15 protein-coding genes are annotated in these 16118 nt (G+C 60.3%); 10 read left to right on the top strand and 5 right to left on the bottom strand.

Annotated features, from left to right (window positions below; genetic code table 11):
* The first annotated feature begins 45 nt into the window (after positions 1-45).
* The 10 genes from FFR93_RS23110 (at position 46) to FFR93_RS23065 (ending at position 9059) form a co-directional block, all read left to right on the top strand.
* Positions 46-756 carry a CoA transferase subunit A gene (locus FFR93_RS23110; RefSeq protein WP_138394912.1) on the top strand — a complete coding sequence of 237 codons (711 nt, stop codon included), beginning with the start codon at positions 46-48 and terminating at the stop codon, positions 754-756.
* Positions 756-1391, top strand: coding sequence for a 3-oxoacid CoA-transferase subunit B (locus FFR93_RS23105; RefSeq protein ID WP_138395000.1), 636 nt, complete (start codon positions 756-758; stop codon positions 1389-1391). Before FFR93_RS23110 ends, FFR93_RS23105 begins: the two co-directional genes overlap by 1 nt.
* A 355-nt stretch (positions 1392-1746) precedes the next feature.
* Complete coding sequence (locus tag FFR93_RS23100; protein WP_246661359.1) at positions 1747-2379, top strand: TetR/AcrR family transcriptional regulator; 633 nt, start codon at positions 1747-1749, stop codon at positions 2377-2379.
* A 253-nt stretch (positions 2380-2632) separates the two neighbouring features.
* On the top strand, positions 2633-3487 hold the full coding sequence (locus FFR93_RS23095) for a 3-keto-5-aminohexanoate cleavage protein (protein WP_138394910.1): 855 nt from the start codon (positions 2633-2635) through the stop codon (positions 3485-3487).
* 34 nt (positions 3488-3521) lie between these two features.
* Complete coding sequence (locus tag FFR93_RS23090; RefSeq protein ID WP_138394909.1) at positions 3522-4664, top strand: alpha/beta hydrolase; 1143 nt, start codon at positions 3522-3524, stop codon at positions 4662-4664.
* 16 nt (positions 4665-4680) lie between these two features.
* Positions 4681-4992 carry a subunit of meta cleavage enzyme gene (locus FFR93_RS23085; RefSeq protein ID WP_138394908.1) on the top strand — a complete coding sequence of 104 codons (312 nt, stop codon included), beginning with the start codon at positions 4681-4683 and terminating at the stop codon, positions 4990-4992.
* Positions 4980-5831 (top strand): 2,3-dihydroxyphenylpropionate 1,2-dioxygenase, encoded by an 852-nt coding sequence (locus FFR93_RS23080; protein WP_138394907.1) that lies wholly within the window; start codon positions 4980-4982, stop codon positions 5829-5831. The genes FFR93_RS23085 and FFR93_RS23080 overlap by 13 nt, the downstream gene beginning before the upstream one ends.
* Complete coding sequence (locus tag FFR93_RS23075; RefSeq protein WP_138394906.1) at positions 5824-6948, top strand: FAD-dependent monooxygenase; 1125 nt, start codon at positions 5824-5826, stop codon at positions 6946-6948. Before FFR93_RS23080 ends, FFR93_RS23075 begins: the two co-directional genes overlap by 8 nt.
* 3 nt (positions 6949-6951) lie before the next feature.
* Entirely contained in the window at positions 6952-7728 is a 777-nt protein-coding gene (locus FFR93_RS23070) for an alpha/beta fold hydrolase (RefSeq protein WP_138394905.1), read from the top strand.
* 80 nt (positions 7729-7808) lie between these two features.
* Positions 7809-9059, top strand: coding sequence for an MFS transporter (locus FFR93_RS23065; RefSeq protein ID WP_171049243.1), 1251 nt, complete (start codon positions 7809-7811; stop codon positions 9057-9059).
* Positions 9060-9192: 133 nt separating this feature from the next.
* On the opposite strand, the gene FFR93_RS23060 is transcribed toward FFR93_RS23065, so the two are convergent.
* From FFR93_RS23060 to glgC, 5 genes are all read right to left on the bottom strand, one after another.
* On the bottom strand, positions 9193-9681 hold the full coding sequence (locus FFR93_RS23060) for a MaoC family dehydratase (protein ID WP_020922277.1): 489 nt from the start codon (positions 9679-9681) through the stop codon (positions 9193-9195).
* Between the two features lie 88 nt (positions 9682-9769).
* Positions 9770-11746: a glycogen debranching protein GlgX gene (glgX, locus tag FFR93_RS23055; protein WP_138394903.1), complete on the bottom strand. Its 1977-nt coding sequence runs from the start codon at positions 11744-11746 to the stop codon at positions 9770-9772.
* 12 nt (positions 11747-11758) lie between these two features.
* Positions 11759-13390 (bottom strand): alpha-D-glucose phosphate-specific phosphoglucomutase, encoded by a 1632-nt coding sequence (locus FFR93_RS23050; RefSeq protein WP_138394902.1) that lies wholly within the window; start codon positions 13388-13390, stop codon positions 11759-11761.
* Positions 13391-13396: 6 nt separating this feature from the next.
* Positions 13397-14839: a glycogen synthase GlgA gene (glgA, locus tag FFR93_RS23045; RefSeq protein ID WP_138394901.1), complete on the bottom strand. Its 1443-nt coding sequence runs from the start codon at positions 14837-14839 to the stop codon at positions 13397-13399.
* A 3-nt stretch (positions 14840-14842) separates the two neighbouring features.
* Entirely contained in the window at positions 14843-16105 is a 1263-nt protein-coding gene (gene glgC, locus FFR93_RS23040) for a glucose-1-phosphate adenylyltransferase (protein WP_138394900.1), read from the bottom strand.
* Between the last annotated feature and the right edge of the window lie 13 nt (positions 16106-16118).

Below are 16118 nucleotides of genomic sequence, written 5' to 3'. Positions count from 1 at the left end.
TGTGCATCACGGTGTTTGCTCACGCATCCATTTTAGGAGGACAGCGTGGCGCGTAAGATTTTCAATAATGCAGCCTCTGCGTTGGAAGGGCTCTTGGCTGACGGAATGTTCATTTGCGCCGGCGGATTTGGGCTCTGCGGAATTCCCGAGCGATTGATCGACGCAGTGCGCGATTCAGGCGTCTCGAATCTGACGATCGCATCAAACAACGCCGGCATTGACAATGAGGGGCTTGGGAAGCTTCTCCGGACTAGGCAGATCAAGAAGATGATCTCGAGCTACGTCGGAGAGAACAAAGAATTCGAGCGCCAGTACCTCGCTGGTGAACTCGAGGTCGAATTCTGCCCTCAGGGCACGCTTGCAGAGCGATGCCGCGCAGGGGGGGCTGGCATACCCGGCTTTTACACAAAGACGGGTGTCGGCACGACTGTCGCTGAAGGGAAGGAAACCAAGACATTTGAAGGCCAAGAGTACATTCTAGAGCGCGGAATTTTTGGTGATTTGGCGATCATCAAGGGCTGGAAGGCGGACGAAAGCGGCAACCTAATCTTTCGCAAGACCGCACGGAACTTCAACCAGCCCATGGCCACCGCTGCAAGGATTTGCGTTGCCGAAGTCGAAGAAATTGTTCCGACTGGTAGTCTCGACCCAGACCACATCCATTTGCCTGGTATCTACGTGAAGCGCCTTATCGTGGGAGCTCCATACGACAAGAAAATCGAGCAGAAAACAGTTCGGGCGAGGGAGGTCGCGTGATGGCTTGGACGAGAGACCAGATGGCCGTTCGCGCGGCCCAGCCCTTGCGTGATGGATTCTATGTGAACCTTGGGATCGGGATACCGACGCTGGTTGCCAATCATATCCCGAGGGGAATCGACGTTACTTTGCAGTCCGAGAATGGAATGCTCGGTATCGGGCCGTTTCCGTACGACGGCGAGGAGGATGCAGACCTCATCAACGCCGGAAAGCAGACGATAAGCGAACTACCTGGCAGCTGCTATTTTTCCAGCTCAGACAGTTTCGCAATGATCCGAGGCGGTCACATTGATCTGGCCGTTCTCGGTGCGATGGAGGTCAGCGAGCGAGGCGACATCGCAAACTGGATGATCCCTGGTAAGATGATCAAGGGAATGGGCGGCGCAATGGATTTGGTAGCCGGCGTAACGAAGATTGTCGTTCTAATGGAGCATGTTTCGAAAGATGGTATGCCGAAATTCGTCGGTGAGTGCATGCTTCCGCTTACCGGGCGCAGCGTGGTTGACTTGATCATCACTGATCTCGCGGTCTTTGAGCGGCCCTCGAGCGGCGCCCCGTTCAAACTTGTGGAGCTTGCGGATGGTGTCTCGTTTGAGGAGATTGCGTCCAAGACCACGGCTCACTACCTGACCTAGACGGAATGCTTGTGTTCTCCTGCGCTGTGAGAACACCACGCCTTGCGGTATGACGGCCTGGCGGGCAAATGGTGAAGGCTTCTACGACGTGCAGCACAACGGCTGGGCAAAGCTTGGGCGGCGTCCTTGTCGCCCAGCCAGCTGTTTACGTCGGGTGGCTTTCCGTCTTGAGAATTTACCGTTTGCGCATTCCCCGCTTGATCATTGCCGCTACGGTCGGATAACGTGGCCGCTGTCAGCAGCCCGGACAGGCCGCCGACTATTTCCGCTTTTAGCGCAAAGGTTTACTGCATAATTTCCTTGGACCAGAATCGGCTAAGGTGAAATCATGCAGCGGCAAGGGTTTGGGGTGTCGATGAAACGCGAGAGCGTGCGGGAGAAGAACAAGGAAGACAAGCTGCTCCGCATCAAGAAAGCTGCTTTCGACCTGTTTCTTTCCAAGGGCTTCGACGACACGACGACGCGCGAGATTGCCACCGCCGCCGGCGTGGGCATGGGCACCGTCTTCGTCTATGGCGAGACCAAGCGCGATCTTCTGTTTCTGATCGTCAATGACGGGCTTGAGATGTGCATCGAGGAAGCACGGGCCTTGATCAGCCCGGAAAAATCGCTGCTGGCCAATCTGCTTATCATCTTGCGGCGTCACTATCAGTATTTCGCGGAAAATCCCGCTCTGTCCCAGGCCGCCTTGCGGGAGATGTATTTTTACCAGTCAGGCACGCAGGCAGAACGCTTCAATCGCACCCGTCATGCCCTGCGCCATTTGCTGACCGACTTGATCGACGAGGCGCTCAAGGCGGGCGTCATCAGCGCCTCCGAGACAGCAGAGATGATCGCGCAGGCTATATTTGCCATTTATCAAGTTGATCTGCGCATCTGGCTTTCGGACAATAAACTGAATCTTGAGGACGGAACCGAAAGACTACGGCGACAGATCGAAATCGTCATGAAGGGCCTGTCTCCTCATAGATCGGCCTTGAGGCTATAACGCCTGATCTCCAACTGATCGAAGCAAGCGGATACGATCTACCTTGGGCCACAAAACGGTCTGTAAGGTCGTAAAGGCCTTCTCATCTCAAAAAAATGAGCATGATCAAATTGACAGTCGCCAGCTTTTATGCGATTTTTGATCACGCTCAAAAATCTGGTGGAGGCCAGAAAGATGAGGTGCCGGAAGCCACTTTCCGGCTTGGGTCCGCGCTGGCTAGGCGTGGGCGGACGGAGGATCGAGGATTATTGTCATGCAGGATTTATCGGCCCCGGCGGATTGCCGGCGGGGCATTGCGCTCGCTGTTGCGCCAAACGGGGGACGACGCACAAAAGCGGATCATCCCGCCTTGCCGATTGCGCCGCAGGAGCTTGCGGAATGTGCGGAAGCCTGCCTGACCGCAGGCGCCAGCATGATCCATGTGCATGTACGGGACGCAGCAGGCCAGCATTGCCTGGATGTTGATTGTTATCGAGCCACAGAAGAGGCCATCCGCGCACGGGTTGGCGAACGATTGATCGTGCAGGTCACGACGGAAGCGCTTGGCCGCTATACACCGAAGGAGCAAAACGATCTCGTGCGTAGGCTGCGTCCACAAGCCTGTTCCATGGCTCTGCGGGAAATTGCGCCCGATGCCCTGCACGAAATCGCCTTTTCCGATCTACTTGGATGGATGCGCCGGGAGCGGATCTTTCCGCAGATCATTCTGTACGATGCTGCGGATGTGGCCCGCTTGCAGGACATGCGCCTGCGTGGCGTCATTCCGGCGGACGATATTCCGGTGCTTTTCGTGCTTGGCCGTTATACGGCAAGCCAGCATTCCAGCCCGGCCGACCTGGGTGAATTTCTCGGCGTGGCCCGGCAAGCTTCCTTCTCACACTGGACAGTCTGTGCCTTCGGCAAGGATGAAGCCGCTTGCGCGGTGACAGCCGCACTGCTGGGCGGACATGCGCGCCTTGGCTTCGAAAACAATCTTTTCCTCCCCGATTGCACCGTGGCTGCAGACAACGCGGCGCTGATTACGCCGGTGGCGAACGTTCTTCGCCATCTGGGACGATCCCTTGAAACCGCAGAAACGCAACGGGCCGCACTGGAAGCGATCTGGTGATGGCGACTGAAGACGGAAATCTTGGAGAATGCTGATGTCAAACACAGCACAGGCCACAGGCGAATTGACCGGGCCTCGGTCACTGGAGAACGCAAAGGAATGGATGCGCGATCGCCTTGCCAAGCGCATCCACCCCCTCGGTCTGACCGACCCGCAGGCAACGCTGGAAACGATCGAGGCGCTGACCGGGCTGGATGGTGAGCGCTGGGCGAGGGCATGGATCGCAACCGGCAACCGCTTCATGGCTATTGCCGATGGGCGTATGGAGGGCGGTGATGTGGCGGCAGCACGCGATGCCTATTATCAGGCCTATGGGTTCTACTTCCTGGGTCGCTTCCCTTGTCCGAATCATCCCGCCAAGGAAGAAAGCTACCGGCTGGAACTCGCCGCCTATGCGCAATTCGGTGCGCTGGCAGATCCGCCCATCGTGCCGGTCAGCCTGCCTTTCGAGGCTCCCGATGCGCTATCCGGTCAAATTCGCTTCTACTTGCGCAAACCTGCAGGCGTGGAGAAGCCGCCTGTTCTGATCATGTGGGGCGGCGTCGATGCGTGGAAAGAGGAGATGACGGAGCTTTCTAACGCTCTCGTAGCCCAGGGTATTGCGACCATTGCCATGGATAATGTCGGCACGGGAGAATCGCCCCTGAAGGCGCGGCAGAATGGCGAAAACCAGTTTCTGCCGGTCATCGAATGGGCAATGAAGTCCGGGGACCTCGATGGCAGCCGGATTGGCCTGATCGGTCGCTCCTTCGGCGGTCACTGGGCCACCAAACTCGCCCACCTGATTCCGGGAAGCCTTCGCTGCGCTGTCAACTGGGGTGGCGGCGTCCATTACATGTTTCAGCCGGAATGGGTGGAGGCGTCGCGTTATCCCGACAGCTACCTCATGGAACTGGTGGAAACCCGCAGCCGCATGTTGGGTGCGAAGAATGACGCCGAATATCTCAAAGGTTTCCGGGTTCTTTCGCTTCTCGATCAGGATCTTCTGTCGCGCCCCTCTGCGCCGCTGCTGCTGGTCAACGGCAAGGAGGACAAGCAGTGCCCGATCGCCGACATCCATCTTCTGCTCGACCACGGCAGCCCGAAATCCGTCCGTCTGTTTCCCGGCGGACACATGGGCTTTGGCCCGCATACCGTTCCCACGATCGTTTCGTGGGTCCGCAACCACCTGACCTGACGGAAAGGATTTCGCCATGAGCAATTGGCGGCTGATGATGCCCACCACGGAGGCCTATCTTCTCGATAAGGTCCTCTATGAACTCCACCACAAGCCGGATGATCTTGCGGCCTATAATCAGGACAAGGCGGCCTATCTGGCGCGCTTCAAGCTAAGCCCCGAGATGGCCGAGATGATCAGCGGCAATGACGTGGCCGGTCTCTACGAGGCCGGCGTGAACCCGTACCTGTTGCGCGCCCACTGCATCGGCGTGCGCATTCCCGAAGACGTATCGCTTGCCGCTCTCCGCAGCCTGATGAAAGAAGGAGACGACAAATGGCTGAATTGACCGGAATTTACACGGCAAGCCACACGCCGGTAATGTTGAACTTTCCCGACCGGATTCCGCCGGAGTTGCGAACGGAAATCTTCGGCGCCTACGAGGCCATGGGCCGTGACTTCGAGGCTGGCAAACCGGATGCGTTGGTCGTTCTCTCCAACGATCACCTGCACAACTTCTTTCTCGACAATTTTCCAGCCCTCTGCATCGGTGTCGGCGAAAGCTATGAAAGTCCCATCGAACATTGGCTGAAGGCCAAGCGCCGGGTCTTTACCGGCAATCAGGCTTTTGGTGCCTATCTGCTGCAGGAAGCGCTGAAAGCCGATTTCGACCCGAGCTTCTCCATGGAAATGGTGCTCGATCACGGGTCGCTGACACCGCTGGAGCTTGCGGGCCTCGACCCGGACCTGCCGATCGTGCCGATCCTGTTCAACTGCGTCCAGCCACCCATGCCTACCATGCGGCGCTGCTACCAGTTCGGCAAGTTCCTGGGCGACGCCATCCGCCGCTACGATGGCGTCAAGCGCGTGGCAATCCTCGCCACCGGCGGCATTAGCCATGACATCGCGACACCGCGCATGGGCATGGTGAACCGCGATTTCGACGAAACCCTGCTGAAATTTCTGGAAGCGGGTGATCCCGATGCGGTTATCCAATATGCCTCGGAGCAGGTGCATACCGCCGGCAACGGCGCCGAAGAAATCCGTATGTGGATGGCGGCCATGGGCGCTGCTGACGGATTGCCGTTCCGCCGTGCCTATTACCGGGCCGTCAATGACTGGTATACTGGAATCGGCATCGGCCATTTCGGCAAGAGCGAACTGGCAGCGGCGGTCAGCCATGGGTGACCGGCGCAAGGCTCTCGTCATCGGCGGCGGCATTGCCGGCATGGCAGCCGCCATCTCGCTTCGCGAAGCCGGGCTTGACGTTCATCTCTGCGATCAGGACCCGCACTGGCGAGTCTATGGGGCTGGCATCACCATCACCGGCCCGACGCTTCGGGCCATGCGGCGGCTCGGCATTCTGGAGGCCGTGCTGGAGCGCGGTTATGCCGCAGATGGCATCGATATCTGCTCGGCGGAGGGCAAGCCACTCTTCCAACTCGATACCCGTGGCGAGGCGCTGGGTGCCATACCGAGCGCAGGCGGCATTCTGCGGCCGGTCCTGCACGGCATCATGTCCGAGCGGCTCCTCGCGCTTTCGCCGGAAATCAGGCTCGGGGTGACGGTCGAGGAGATCGATTGGCAGGGCGATCTGGCGCAGGTGCGCTTCAGTAAGGGTGAGAGCACCGCCTACGATCTCGTCGTTGGGGCCGATGGCATCTACTCGCGTACCCGGCAGCAGATGTTTGCCGAGGCGCCCGTTCCCCGCTACGCAGGCCAGATGTGCTGGCGGCTGATGATGGCGCGACACCCCGAAATCAGGCGCCGCACCTTCTTCCTCGGCGGACCCGCCAAGGTCGGTCTCAACCCGGTCGCGCCGGACCAGATGTACATGTTCTATCTCGAAGCGCAGCCAGAACCGGTCTGGCGCGAAGAGGCAAACCAGCATGAGGTTCTGCGTGAGCTTCTGCACGGCTATGGCGGTGTATTGAAGGAGATCGCGCAAGGGCTAACCGCCGGGTCGAACATCATCTGCCGTCCACTGGAAACGGTTCTGGCAGGTGAAAGCTGGGTTCGTGCCAATACGGTGCTGATCGGCGATGCCGCCCATGCCACCACGCCGCAGCTTGCTTCGGGTGCCGGCATGGGCATCGAGGACGGGCTTGTGCTGGGCGAGGAAATGGCCCGGAACATGTATGTGCCGACGGCGCTGCAAAGCTTCATGCGTCGCCGGTACGATCGCTGCAAGCTGGTCGTAGATTCCTCGCTCGAAATCAGCCGGCTGGAGCGGGAACGGGCGGCACCGCAGGCGCAGACGGCGATCGTGGAAAAAGCGTTGGCCGCTCTCAGCGAGGAGTTCTGATCCATGTTCCTCAATATCGATGGTCACGGCCTGCATGTGGCGCTTCACGGTTCTGAACATGACCCTGCTCTTGTTCTGCTGCATTCGCTCGGAACCTCGCATGCCGTGTGGGAGCGCCAAGTCAGGGCCTTCAGCGCGACGCACTTCGTCATCTGCCCCGATTTCAGAGGTCATGGTCTCAGCGAAGTCTCGCGGACGCCGGTGACGGTAGGGGTCCTGGCGGAGGATGTCGTCGCGATGTTGGCGGCCGTTGGTGTGACGACATTCCACCTGGCGGGCATATCGATCGGCGGCCTGGTGGCACAATGCGTAGCGGCTACCTTGCGGGAGCAGGTGCGGACCCTGACGTTGCTCGATTCGAACATTGTCAGCCTCGCTCCGCAGATGTGGAAGGATCGTGCCGCTAAAGTGCGCGCCCTGGGCCTTGCCGCCATCGAGGAGGCGGTCCTGTCGCGATGGACAACGCCGCAAGGCAGGCAGAGCGACGAGGGACGGGGCCTCGCAACCATGCTCGCCCGCACACCATCGGAAGGCTATGCCGCCGGTTGCGATGCACTGGCGGTGGCTGACTGTCGCCACTCCGCGGCAAGCCTCACCATGCCGGTGACGGTTGCCGTGGGGGAGCATGACGAGGCAACGCCGCCGCAGGCCGGCCGGGCCTTGGCCGAGGCGATTGCCGGGGCGCGCTTTGAGATCATCGACGGCGCCGCCCACATCCCGCTCTTCGAGCGGTCGCAGGCAGTGAACGCACTTCTGCAGCGCTCGGTGGCGGGGGGCTGAGCCGCGGATTTCCAATACAGGCCGGCCCGCTGGTCCGGCTTGGTTCATGCATGTATTCATGGTCATCCGGAGGAAATGATATGACCGACAATGCTGTCGCAGCCGCGGCTGATCAAAGGCCGTCCACCATGCTCAACGCATCCAACCGACCCGCAATCGGCGCAACCTTCGCGGCCACGGTAGGGCTGGTTTTCGGGCCAAGCACATTCCTGCTCTTCGTCTTCGGGGTTTTCGTCGAACCCTTGTCTAAGACGTTCGGATGGTCGAAACCTTCCATCCTTTTCGCCGCAACTATCGTCTCGCTGATGATCATGGTCGTTTCGCCCATACAGGGCTATCTGATCGACCGCTTCGGCGCGCGGCCCATAGTTTTGTCGTCCTGCCTCGCCTTTGCGCTTGGTCTCGGCGGCATGTATTTTCTCAGCAGCAATATCAGCAGCTTCTACATCATGTATGGCTTGTTGCCGCTGCTTGCCATAGGTCTTTGGCCGGTTTCCTATCTCCGCGTTGTCTCGACCTGGTTCGAACGGCGGCTGGGGCTTGCGATCGGCGTTGCCAATGGCGGCATTGGGCTTGGCGCCGCCATGTTGCCCCCCATTCTCACCTACATCATCCTGAACGGCTCCGTTCAGTGGGCCTATGTCAGCCTGGGTATCATCGTTCTGCTGATCGTGCTGCCGATCAATGCCCTGTTTCTGTTTGAATCGCCGGACGTCCGTCCTACCCGCGCCGGCGCTGCGTTTGCTCCGCAGAAGAACGAAGAATTCAAGAGCCTGATCAGGACGCAGAGCTTCGTCACCTTGACGGTTGCCTTCTTCCTGCTGGGGTTCGTCAACACCGGTCTTGTCACCAACCAGATCTCGCTTCTGATCGATGGCGGGGCGACACCGCAGCAGGCCGCATTCGTGCAGGCCGTCTTTGGTCTTGCGGTGCTGGTCGGCCGGTTTCTGACGGGCGTGCTCCTGGATTATGTCTCCGCCAAGCGCCTGATGAGTGCCGTCTGCATCGGCGGTGCGGCAGCCTGTCTGCTCTATGCCCTGGGTCCGGCCGGAGCACTCGTCTATCTTTGCGCCATCCTAATCGGTATGGTCTACGGCGCGGAATTCGATGTGCTGAGTTACATCATCAAAAGGAGCTTCGGGCTCACTGCCTTCGGGCGGGTTTATGGCACCATATTCGCGGTATTCCAGTTTGGTGCCGCTCTCGGCGCAACACTGCTTCCCCTCAGCCGTGCCCATTATGAAAGCTACGCGCCGGGTCTGGTTGTCTATGCGGGCGCACTGATCGTAAGTGGCGTTCTGTTGCTGATGCCTGGGAAATCAGACCGATAGACCAGACTAGAACCACATGAGATTTTCAGGGCCGCAAATGACAGTTGCGGCCCATTTCGTATGGATCTGTGGCATCCATGCTGGATGGGGCGAAGCCTTCATCAGTCGGGGTGGCCAAGGAAGCGGCGCTGGCCTAAGCGTCTTCCGGCCGGTCCTTCGGGTCGAACTGGATGATGGTGATCCATCTTGCCGTCAGCGCCGGCTTCTTCTCGTTTTCGATTTCGATGGTCACGTCATAGGTGGTCATCAGCATGCCGCCGCCGCGGAAGCGGGCGTCGGAAAGCAGGAAACGGCCGCGCACACGGGCGCCGCTCTTCACCGGCGTCATAAAGCGAACGCGATCAAAGCCATAGTTGATGCCCATGGTCTGCTCGCGCACTTTCGGCAGGCAATTGTAGTTCATCGCCGACAGCAGAGACAGCGTCAGGAAGCCATGGGCGATGGTGCCGCCAAAGGGGCTTTCGGCGGCCGCGCGCTCGGGATCGACATGAATGAACTGATGGTCGTCGGTGGCCCCCGCGAAGGCGTCGATCATTTTCTGATCGACGGTGATCCAATCCGAAAGGCCCGTTTCCATGCCGATCAATCCCCGCACATCGGAGAGTGAAATTTCCGTGACCATGAATTCCTCGTGAGAAAAGCCGCCGGGCAAGCCTTATCGTGCATTTATGACGATTGCGACAAGGATTTGTATGAGTGGCGGGAGGCAGTCATTTTTCTGCGAAAAAGGCGACGGAGCGTGGCTCGATGGTCACGGAGGTGCCGGCCTTCTTCTCTCCCTCCGACGTCAGTTGGCGCCAGCCCAACTCGTTCTCTGACGGGAGCGTAAAGAGCTGGCGGCTCTCGGAACGATTGAAAAGCACGGCAAGCCGGGTCTTTCTGCCGCGCAAGGAGCGGTCGCCGGTGGCGAGCAGCATCCCGAGCGTCGAGAGCGACGGCGTCTCCCATTCGGCAATGGTCATCGGTTCGCCGGAGAGTGAGATCCATTCGACGTCGCCATTGCCGGAGAGGAAGCCCTTTTCGGAAAACACGGTGAAGCGGCGGCGGAGTCCGGCGACGAATGCCGTATGGGCGATGAGATCCTCATTCAGCGTCTTCCAGTCCAGCCAGGTGATCTCATTGTCCTGGCAATAGGCGTTGTTGTTGCCGCGCTGGCTGCGGCCGCCCTCGTCACCCGCCGTCAGCATGATGCTGCCACGGGTGGCAAAGAGCGTTGATATCAGCGCCATCACATCATTTATGCGGCGCTTGCGGATGGTCGGAAAAAGCGTCTCGCCTTCGACGCCATTGTTCCAGGAATGGTTCTCATTGTGGCCGTCCCGATTGTGCTCGCCATTGGCCTCATTGTGCTTGCCGGCATAGGAGACGAGATCGATCAATGTGAAGCCGTCATGGGCGGCGAGAAAATTGACGCTGCGCGTCTCCTTGCCATCATTGCGGGAGAAGATGTCGGAGGAACCGGCAAGTGCGGTGGCCAGTGAGCCGGTCTTCCATTGGTCGCCGCGCCAGTAGCAGCGCAGATCGTCGCGAACCCTGTCGTTCCATTCGAGGAAGGGACTGGGGAAATTGCCGAGCTGGTAGCCGCCGGGGCCGATATCCCAAGGCTCGGCGATCATGATCCGATCGGCAAGCACGTCGTCAGTCAGGATCGCGGCGAGCGTCCCGTCATCACGCTGGAAGCCCGTCGCGGTGCGGCCGAGGACCGGGGCGAGATCGAAGCGAAAACCGTCGACGCCCGCATTGAGCACGAAGTGCCGCAGGCTGTCGATGACGAGGCGCCTGACCTCAGGATGATCGCAGGCAATCGTATTGCCGGTACCGGTGTCGTTGACGAGTTCGCCAGGGTTATTCTGGACGTGGCGATAGTAATGCAGGTTGTCGAGGCCGCGCAGCGACAGCGTCGTGCCATAGCGGTCGCTTTCGCCGGTATGGTTGAAGACGAGATCGAGGATGACGGCGATTCCTTCGGCATGCAGGACGGCAACCGTTTCGCGCAGCTCCGTCACACCGCCGGGGACAATCCTTGGATCGAGGGCCATGAAGGCGACGGGATTGTAGCCCCAGCCGTTGGTGAGCCCGAGCGGCGGCAGGTGGCGTTCGTCGATCCAGGCGGTGATCGGCATCAGTTCGACGGCGTCGACCCCGATCCGCTTCATATGGGCGATGACGGCGGGATGGGCAAGCGCTGCAACCGTGCCGCGCTGAGCCTCCGGTACGTCGGGATGGAGAATGGTGAAGGGCCGCACGGCCACCTCGTAGATGAAGCCGCCCGGTTTGAAGAGCGGCTTGGCGGCGGCGGCTCGCGTATCGGTGGTGACGATCGCCTTCGGCATCAGATACTGACTGTCCTCGCCGTAGATGCCGAGGCGGGGATCGTAGCGGAACGGCCGGTCGATTTCCTTGGCGTAAGGGTCGATCAGCAGTTTGGAGGGATCGAACCAGAGGCCGTTGTCGGGCGCATAGATGCCGTCGGCGCGATAGCCGTAGCGCGCGCCTTGCCTGACGCCGTCGACGAAGAGGCGATGGATGTGGTTGCCATCGCGCGTCATCGGCAGGCGCGCAAGCTCCTTGTTGCCGTCATGCTCGAAGAGGCAGAGATCGATCTGCGCGGCATGATGCGACCACACGGCAAATTCGACGCCGGTCTCGAAGACGATCGCGCCGCGCGCCGATTTGCTGTCCCGCATGCTCCCCACGGATCAGGTGATCACGGTTGGCTCATCGCGTCCCGTGCGCTCACGAATGCTGGCGATGCTTTCGGCGGCCGCAATCAGATCGGCGAGCGCTTCCTGCGTTTCGATGTTGTGACGAGTCGAATCCGGCTCGTACCGCTCGATATAGACGCGCAAGGTTGCGCCAGACGTGCCGGTGCCGGAGAGACGGTAGACGACGCGGGAGCCGCCCTCGAAGAGCACGCGGATGCCCTGATGCTCGCTGACCGATTTGTCGATCGGGTCGTGGTAGGCGAAATCGTCGGCCTTCTCCACCTTCAGGCTGCCGAAGCTCTTGCCGGACAGGGTGGAAAGCTGGCTACGGAGGGTGTCCATCAGGTCATTTGCCGCGTCGGTGTCGAGTCCTTCATAGTCGTGACGCGAGTAGTAGTTCCGGCCGTAGGTCTGCCAGTGCTGGGTCACCACGTCGGCGACGCTCTCACCGCGCACGGCAAGGATGTTCAGCCACAATAAAACGGCCCAGAGGCCGTCCTTCTCACGCACATGGCTGGAGCCCGTACCGGAGCTCTCCTCACCGCAGATCGTCGCCATGCCCGCGTCGAGCAGGTTGCCGAAGAACTTCCAGCCGGTCGGCGTTTCATACATGCCGATGCCGCGTTTTTCGGCGACGCGGTCGGCCGCGCCAGAAGTCGGCATCGATCGGGCGATACCGGCGAGGCCGCCGGAATAGCCTGGGGCGAGATTGGCGTTGGCGGCGAGGATCGCCAGGCTGTCTGAGGGGGTGACGAAGATGCCGCGGCCGATAATCAGGTTGCGGTCGCCGTCGCCGTCGGAAGCGGCGCCGAAGTCGGGCGCGTCCTCGCCCATCATCTCGTCGAAGAGTTCCTTGCAGTGAACCGGGTTGGGGTCGGGGTGATGACCGCCGAAATCCGGCAGCGGCATGAAGTTGCGCACCGAACCCAGAGGAGCGCCAAGACGATTTTCGAAGATTTCCTTGGCGTAGGGGCCTGTGACGGCGCTCATACCGTCGAAAGCGATGCGGAACCCAAGGCTGATCAGATTGCGGATGGCGCCGAAATCGAACAGTTCTTCCATCAGGGCGGCATAGTCCTCGACCGGATCGATGACCGAGAGGATCATGCCGCCAGGAAGCTCGTCCTTGCCGATACGGTCGAGATTGACGTCGGCGAAATCGGCGATCTTGTAACTGTCGATCGTCTTCGAGCGGGCGTAGATCGCGTCTGTGATCTTTTCCGGCGCCGGGCCGCCATTGTTGATGTTGTACTTGATTCCGAAGTCTTCGGTCGGGCCGCCGGGATTGTGGCTGGCCGACAGAATGATGCCGCCGAACGCCTTGTACTTGCGGATGATGTGGGACGCGGCCGGCGTCGACAGAATGCCGCCCTTGCCGACCATGACCTTGCCGAAGCCGTTGGCGGCGGCCATTTTGATCGCCTTCTGGATGACTTCGCGATTGTAATAGCGTCCGTCGCCGCCGATGACGAGGCACTTGCCCTGATAGCCTTCCAGCGAATCGAAGATCGACTGGATGAAATTCTCTGCATAATTCGGCTGCTGGAAGACCGGAACCTTCTTACGCAGACCCGACGTTCCGGGTTTCTGGTCCAGATAGGGCGTGGTGGGTACGGACTTGATCATTTTAGGTCACATGCCTTTCGAGACGAGGCTTGAATAGAGGGCAGCGTAGCGTTCGGCGCTCTTCTCCCAGGAGACATCGGATTTCATGCCTTGCTTTTGCAATTGGGTCCAGAGTTTTCGGTCCGCATAAAAATGCATCGCACGGCGGATTGCCTGTAGCATGCCCGTTTCTGTCACGGGTGAGAATTGTATGCCGGTTGCCACTTTCGCCGCAAGTGCGGCGTGATTGGCGTCGATCACGGTGTCGTTCAATCCGCCGGTGCGGGCGACGATCGGCACGCAGCCGTAACGCAGGCCGTAAAGCTGGGTGAGGCCGCAGGGTTCGAAGCGCGACGGGATGATAATGGCGTCGCAGCCGGCCTGCATCAGGTGCGACATCGGCTCGTTATAGCCGATCGAGACGCCGATGCGGCCGGGATGGCGGCTGGCGGAGGCGAGCAGCGCTCCTTCAAGCGCGGCTTCGCCGGAGCCGAGCACGACGAGTTTGCCGCCCATGGCGACGATCTGATCGGCGATGTTGGCGACGATGTCCATGCCCTTCTGCCAGGTGAGGCGGCTGATGACGCAGAAGATCGGCGCATCGTCATCGTCGAGATGGAAGAACTCGGCGATCGAGCGGCGGTTTTCCTCGCGGTCCTTCAGCGTCGTCGGGCCGTAATGGGTGTGGACGACGGGATCGGTCCCCGGGTTCCAGATATCGGTGTCGATGCCGTTGACGATGCCGTGCAGATTATCGATGCGGCTGGCGATGACGCCTTCCAGCCCCATGCCGAATTCCGGCGTCAATATCTCGTCGGCGTAGGTTGGGCTGACGGTCGTGATTGCATGGGCCGTCTGCAAGCCGCCCTTGAGGAAGCCGACCGTGCCGTAATATTCGATGCTATCAGTGGCAAAGGCATGGTCAGGCAGACGCAAGCCGGGAAAGATCTCCGCACCGAACTGGCCTTGGAAGGCAATGTTGTGGACCGTCAGCACGCTCGGCAGTTCCGGCGTCGGGTAATAGCGCATGTAGACCGAGGTCAGGGCAGACTGCCAGTCGTGCGTGTGGACCAGATCCGGCCGCCAGCCGGGCAGCAGGCCAGCCGCGATTTCGGCAGCGGCGAGCGACAGAGCGGCGAAACGGCGCCAATTATCGGGATAGTCCTTGCCGAGCGTATCGAGATAGGGGCCGCCCGGCCTGTCGTAATAGGCGGGAGCATCGAGGACGAGCAGATCGAGTCCCTCATGCTGAACCTCCAGCACGGTCGCCCGCTCCCCGAGAAGGTCCGGGAATTCGAGCCTGACGACGGGGTCGCGAATGACCTTCATGACGGCGGGGTAGCCGGGCAGGAGGGTCTTGGTCTCGACCCCGAAGGCTTTCAGGGCAATCGGCAGGGCGCCGGACACATCGGCCAGGCCCCCTGTCTTGATCAAGGGGAAGACTTCGGACGAAACCGAAAGAACTTTCATAAGTCAGATATCCAGCTTGTCGATCATCGGTTGCGTGATCAGGCAGATGCCGCTTTCCGTCCGGCGGAAGCGCTTGGCGTCGAGATTGGGATCCTCGCCGACGACGAGCCCCTCGGGGATGACGACGCCATGGTCGATCACCACATTCCTGAGCTGCGCGCGCCGTCCGATCTTCACGTTGGGCAGGATGACCGCTCCTTCCAGCTTGGAAAAGGAATTGGCCCTGACGCCGGTGAAGAGAAGGCTCTTGTTGAGGCTGGCGCCTGAGATGATGCAGTCGCCCGATACGACGGAGGACGTGGCCGAGCCGCGGCGATCGTCGTCGTCATGGACGAATTTCGCGGGCGGGGTGATCTCGGCATAGGTCCAGATCGGCCAGGACTTGTCGTAGATATCGAGCTCCGGGACGATGGCCGTTAGATCAATATTGGCCTGCCAGTAGGCGTCGATCGTGCCGACGTCGCGCCAGTAGGGCTCGTGCTCGAAATCGGAACGGACGCAGGATTTGGCGAAGCGGTGGGCGACCGCCTTACCGTTTTTGACGATATAGGGAATGATATCCTTGCCGAAATCGCGGCTCGAGTTCGGGTCGGCGGCGTCGCGGCGCAGCGCATCGAGCAGGAACTTGGTGTGGAAGACATAGATGCCCATCGAGGCGAGCGCAAAGTCAGGCTTGTCCGGAATGCCGGGCGGATCGGCCGGCTTTTCGATGAAGGCGAAGATCTCATCCTTTTCGTTGACATGCATGACGCCGAAGCCGGTTGCTTCCATGCGCGGCACTTCCAGGCAGCCGATCGTCACGTCCGCGCCGGAATCGACATGCTGCTGGAGCATGTATTCGTAGTCCATCTTGTAGACATGGTCGCCGGCGAGAATGACCATGTATTCGACGCCGTAATCCTCGATGATGTCGATATTCTGATAAACGGCGTCGGCGGTGCCTTCATACCACTGCGTTTCGGAAACGCGCTGGGAGGCGGGCAGGATGTCGAAGCTTTCGTTTCGCTCGGGGCGGAAGAAGTTCCAGCCTCGCTGCATGTGGCGTATCAGCGAATGCGCCTTGTACTGCGTCGCAACGCCGATGCGGCGAATGCCCGAATTCAGTGCGTTCGACAAAGCGAAATCGATGATGCGGGCCTTGCCGCCGAAATAGACGGCGGGCTTAGCGCGCCGGTCGGTCAGTTCCTTGAGACGGCTCCCCCTGCCGCCCGCCAGAACATAGGCCATGGCATCGCGGGCAAGTGGCTGAATACGCTTCTCTACCATTTTCTCCTCCCAC

The sequence above is a fragment of the Rhizobium sp. MHM7A genome, from assembly GCF_005862215.1.
Taxonomy (GTDB): domain Bacteria; phylum Pseudomonadota; class Alphaproteobacteria; order Rhizobiales; family Rhizobiaceae; genus Rhizobium; species Rhizobium bangladeshense.
Note: the sequence above shows the minus strand (reverse complement) of the source record. Positions and strands in the feature narration are given on the sequence as shown.

Bases quoted from the DNA above. Each gene is read 5' to 3' on its own strand.
- FFR93_RS23105 (WP_138395000.1), top strand. From the start codon at position 756: ATGGCTTGGACGAGAGACCAGATGGCCGTTCGCGCGGCCCAGCCCTTG.
- FFR93_RS23100 (WP_246661359.1), top strand. From the start codon at position 1,747: ATGAAACGCGAGAGCGTGCGGGAGAAGAACAAGGAAGACAAGCTGCTC.
- FFR93_RS23095 (WP_138394910.1), top strand. From the start codon at position 2,633: ATGCAGGATTTATCGGCCCCGGCGGATTGCCGGCGGGGCATTGCGCTC.
- FFR93_RS23090 (WP_138394909.1), top strand. From the start codon at position 3,522: ATGTCAAACACAGCACAGGCCACAGGCGAATTGACCGGGCCTCGGTCA.
- FFR93_RS23085 (WP_138394908.1), top strand. From the start codon at position 4,681: ATGAGCAATTGGCGGCTGATGATGCCCACCACGGAGGCCTATCTTCTC.
- FFR93_RS23080 (WP_138394907.1), top strand. From the start codon at position 4,980: ATGGCTGAATTGACCGGAATTTACACGGCAAGCCACACGCCGGTAATG.
- FFR93_RS23075 (WP_138394906.1), top strand. From the start codon at position 5,824: ATGGGTGACCGGCGCAAGGCTCTCGTCATCGGCGGCGGCATTGCCGGC.
- FFR93_RS23070 (WP_138394905.1), top strand. From the start codon at position 6,952: ATGTTCCTCAATATCGATGGTCACGGCCTGCATGTGGCGCTTCACGGT.
- FFR93_RS23065 (WP_171049243.1), top strand. From the start codon at position 7,809: ATGACCGACAATGCTGTCGCAGCCGCGGCTGATCAAAGGCCGTCCACC.
- FFR93_RS23060 (WP_020922277.1), bottom strand. From the start codon at position 9,681: ATGGTCACGGAAATTTCACTCTCCGATGTGCGGGGATTGATCGGCATG.
- glgX (WP_138394903.1), bottom strand. From the start codon at position 11,746: ATGCGGGACAGCAAATCGGCGCGCGGCGCGATCGTCTTCGAGACCGGC.
- FFR93_RS23050 (WP_138394902.1), bottom strand. From the start codon at position 13,390: ATGATCAAGTCCGTACCCACCACGCCCTATCTGGACCAGAAACCCGGA.
- glgA (WP_138394901.1), bottom strand. From the start codon at position 14,839: ATGAAAGTTCTTTCGGTTTCGTCCGAAGTCTTCCCCTTGATCAAGACA.
- glgC (WP_138394900.1), bottom strand. From the start codon at position 16,105: ATGGTAGAGAAGCGTATTCAGCCACTTGCCCGCGATGCCATGGCCTAT.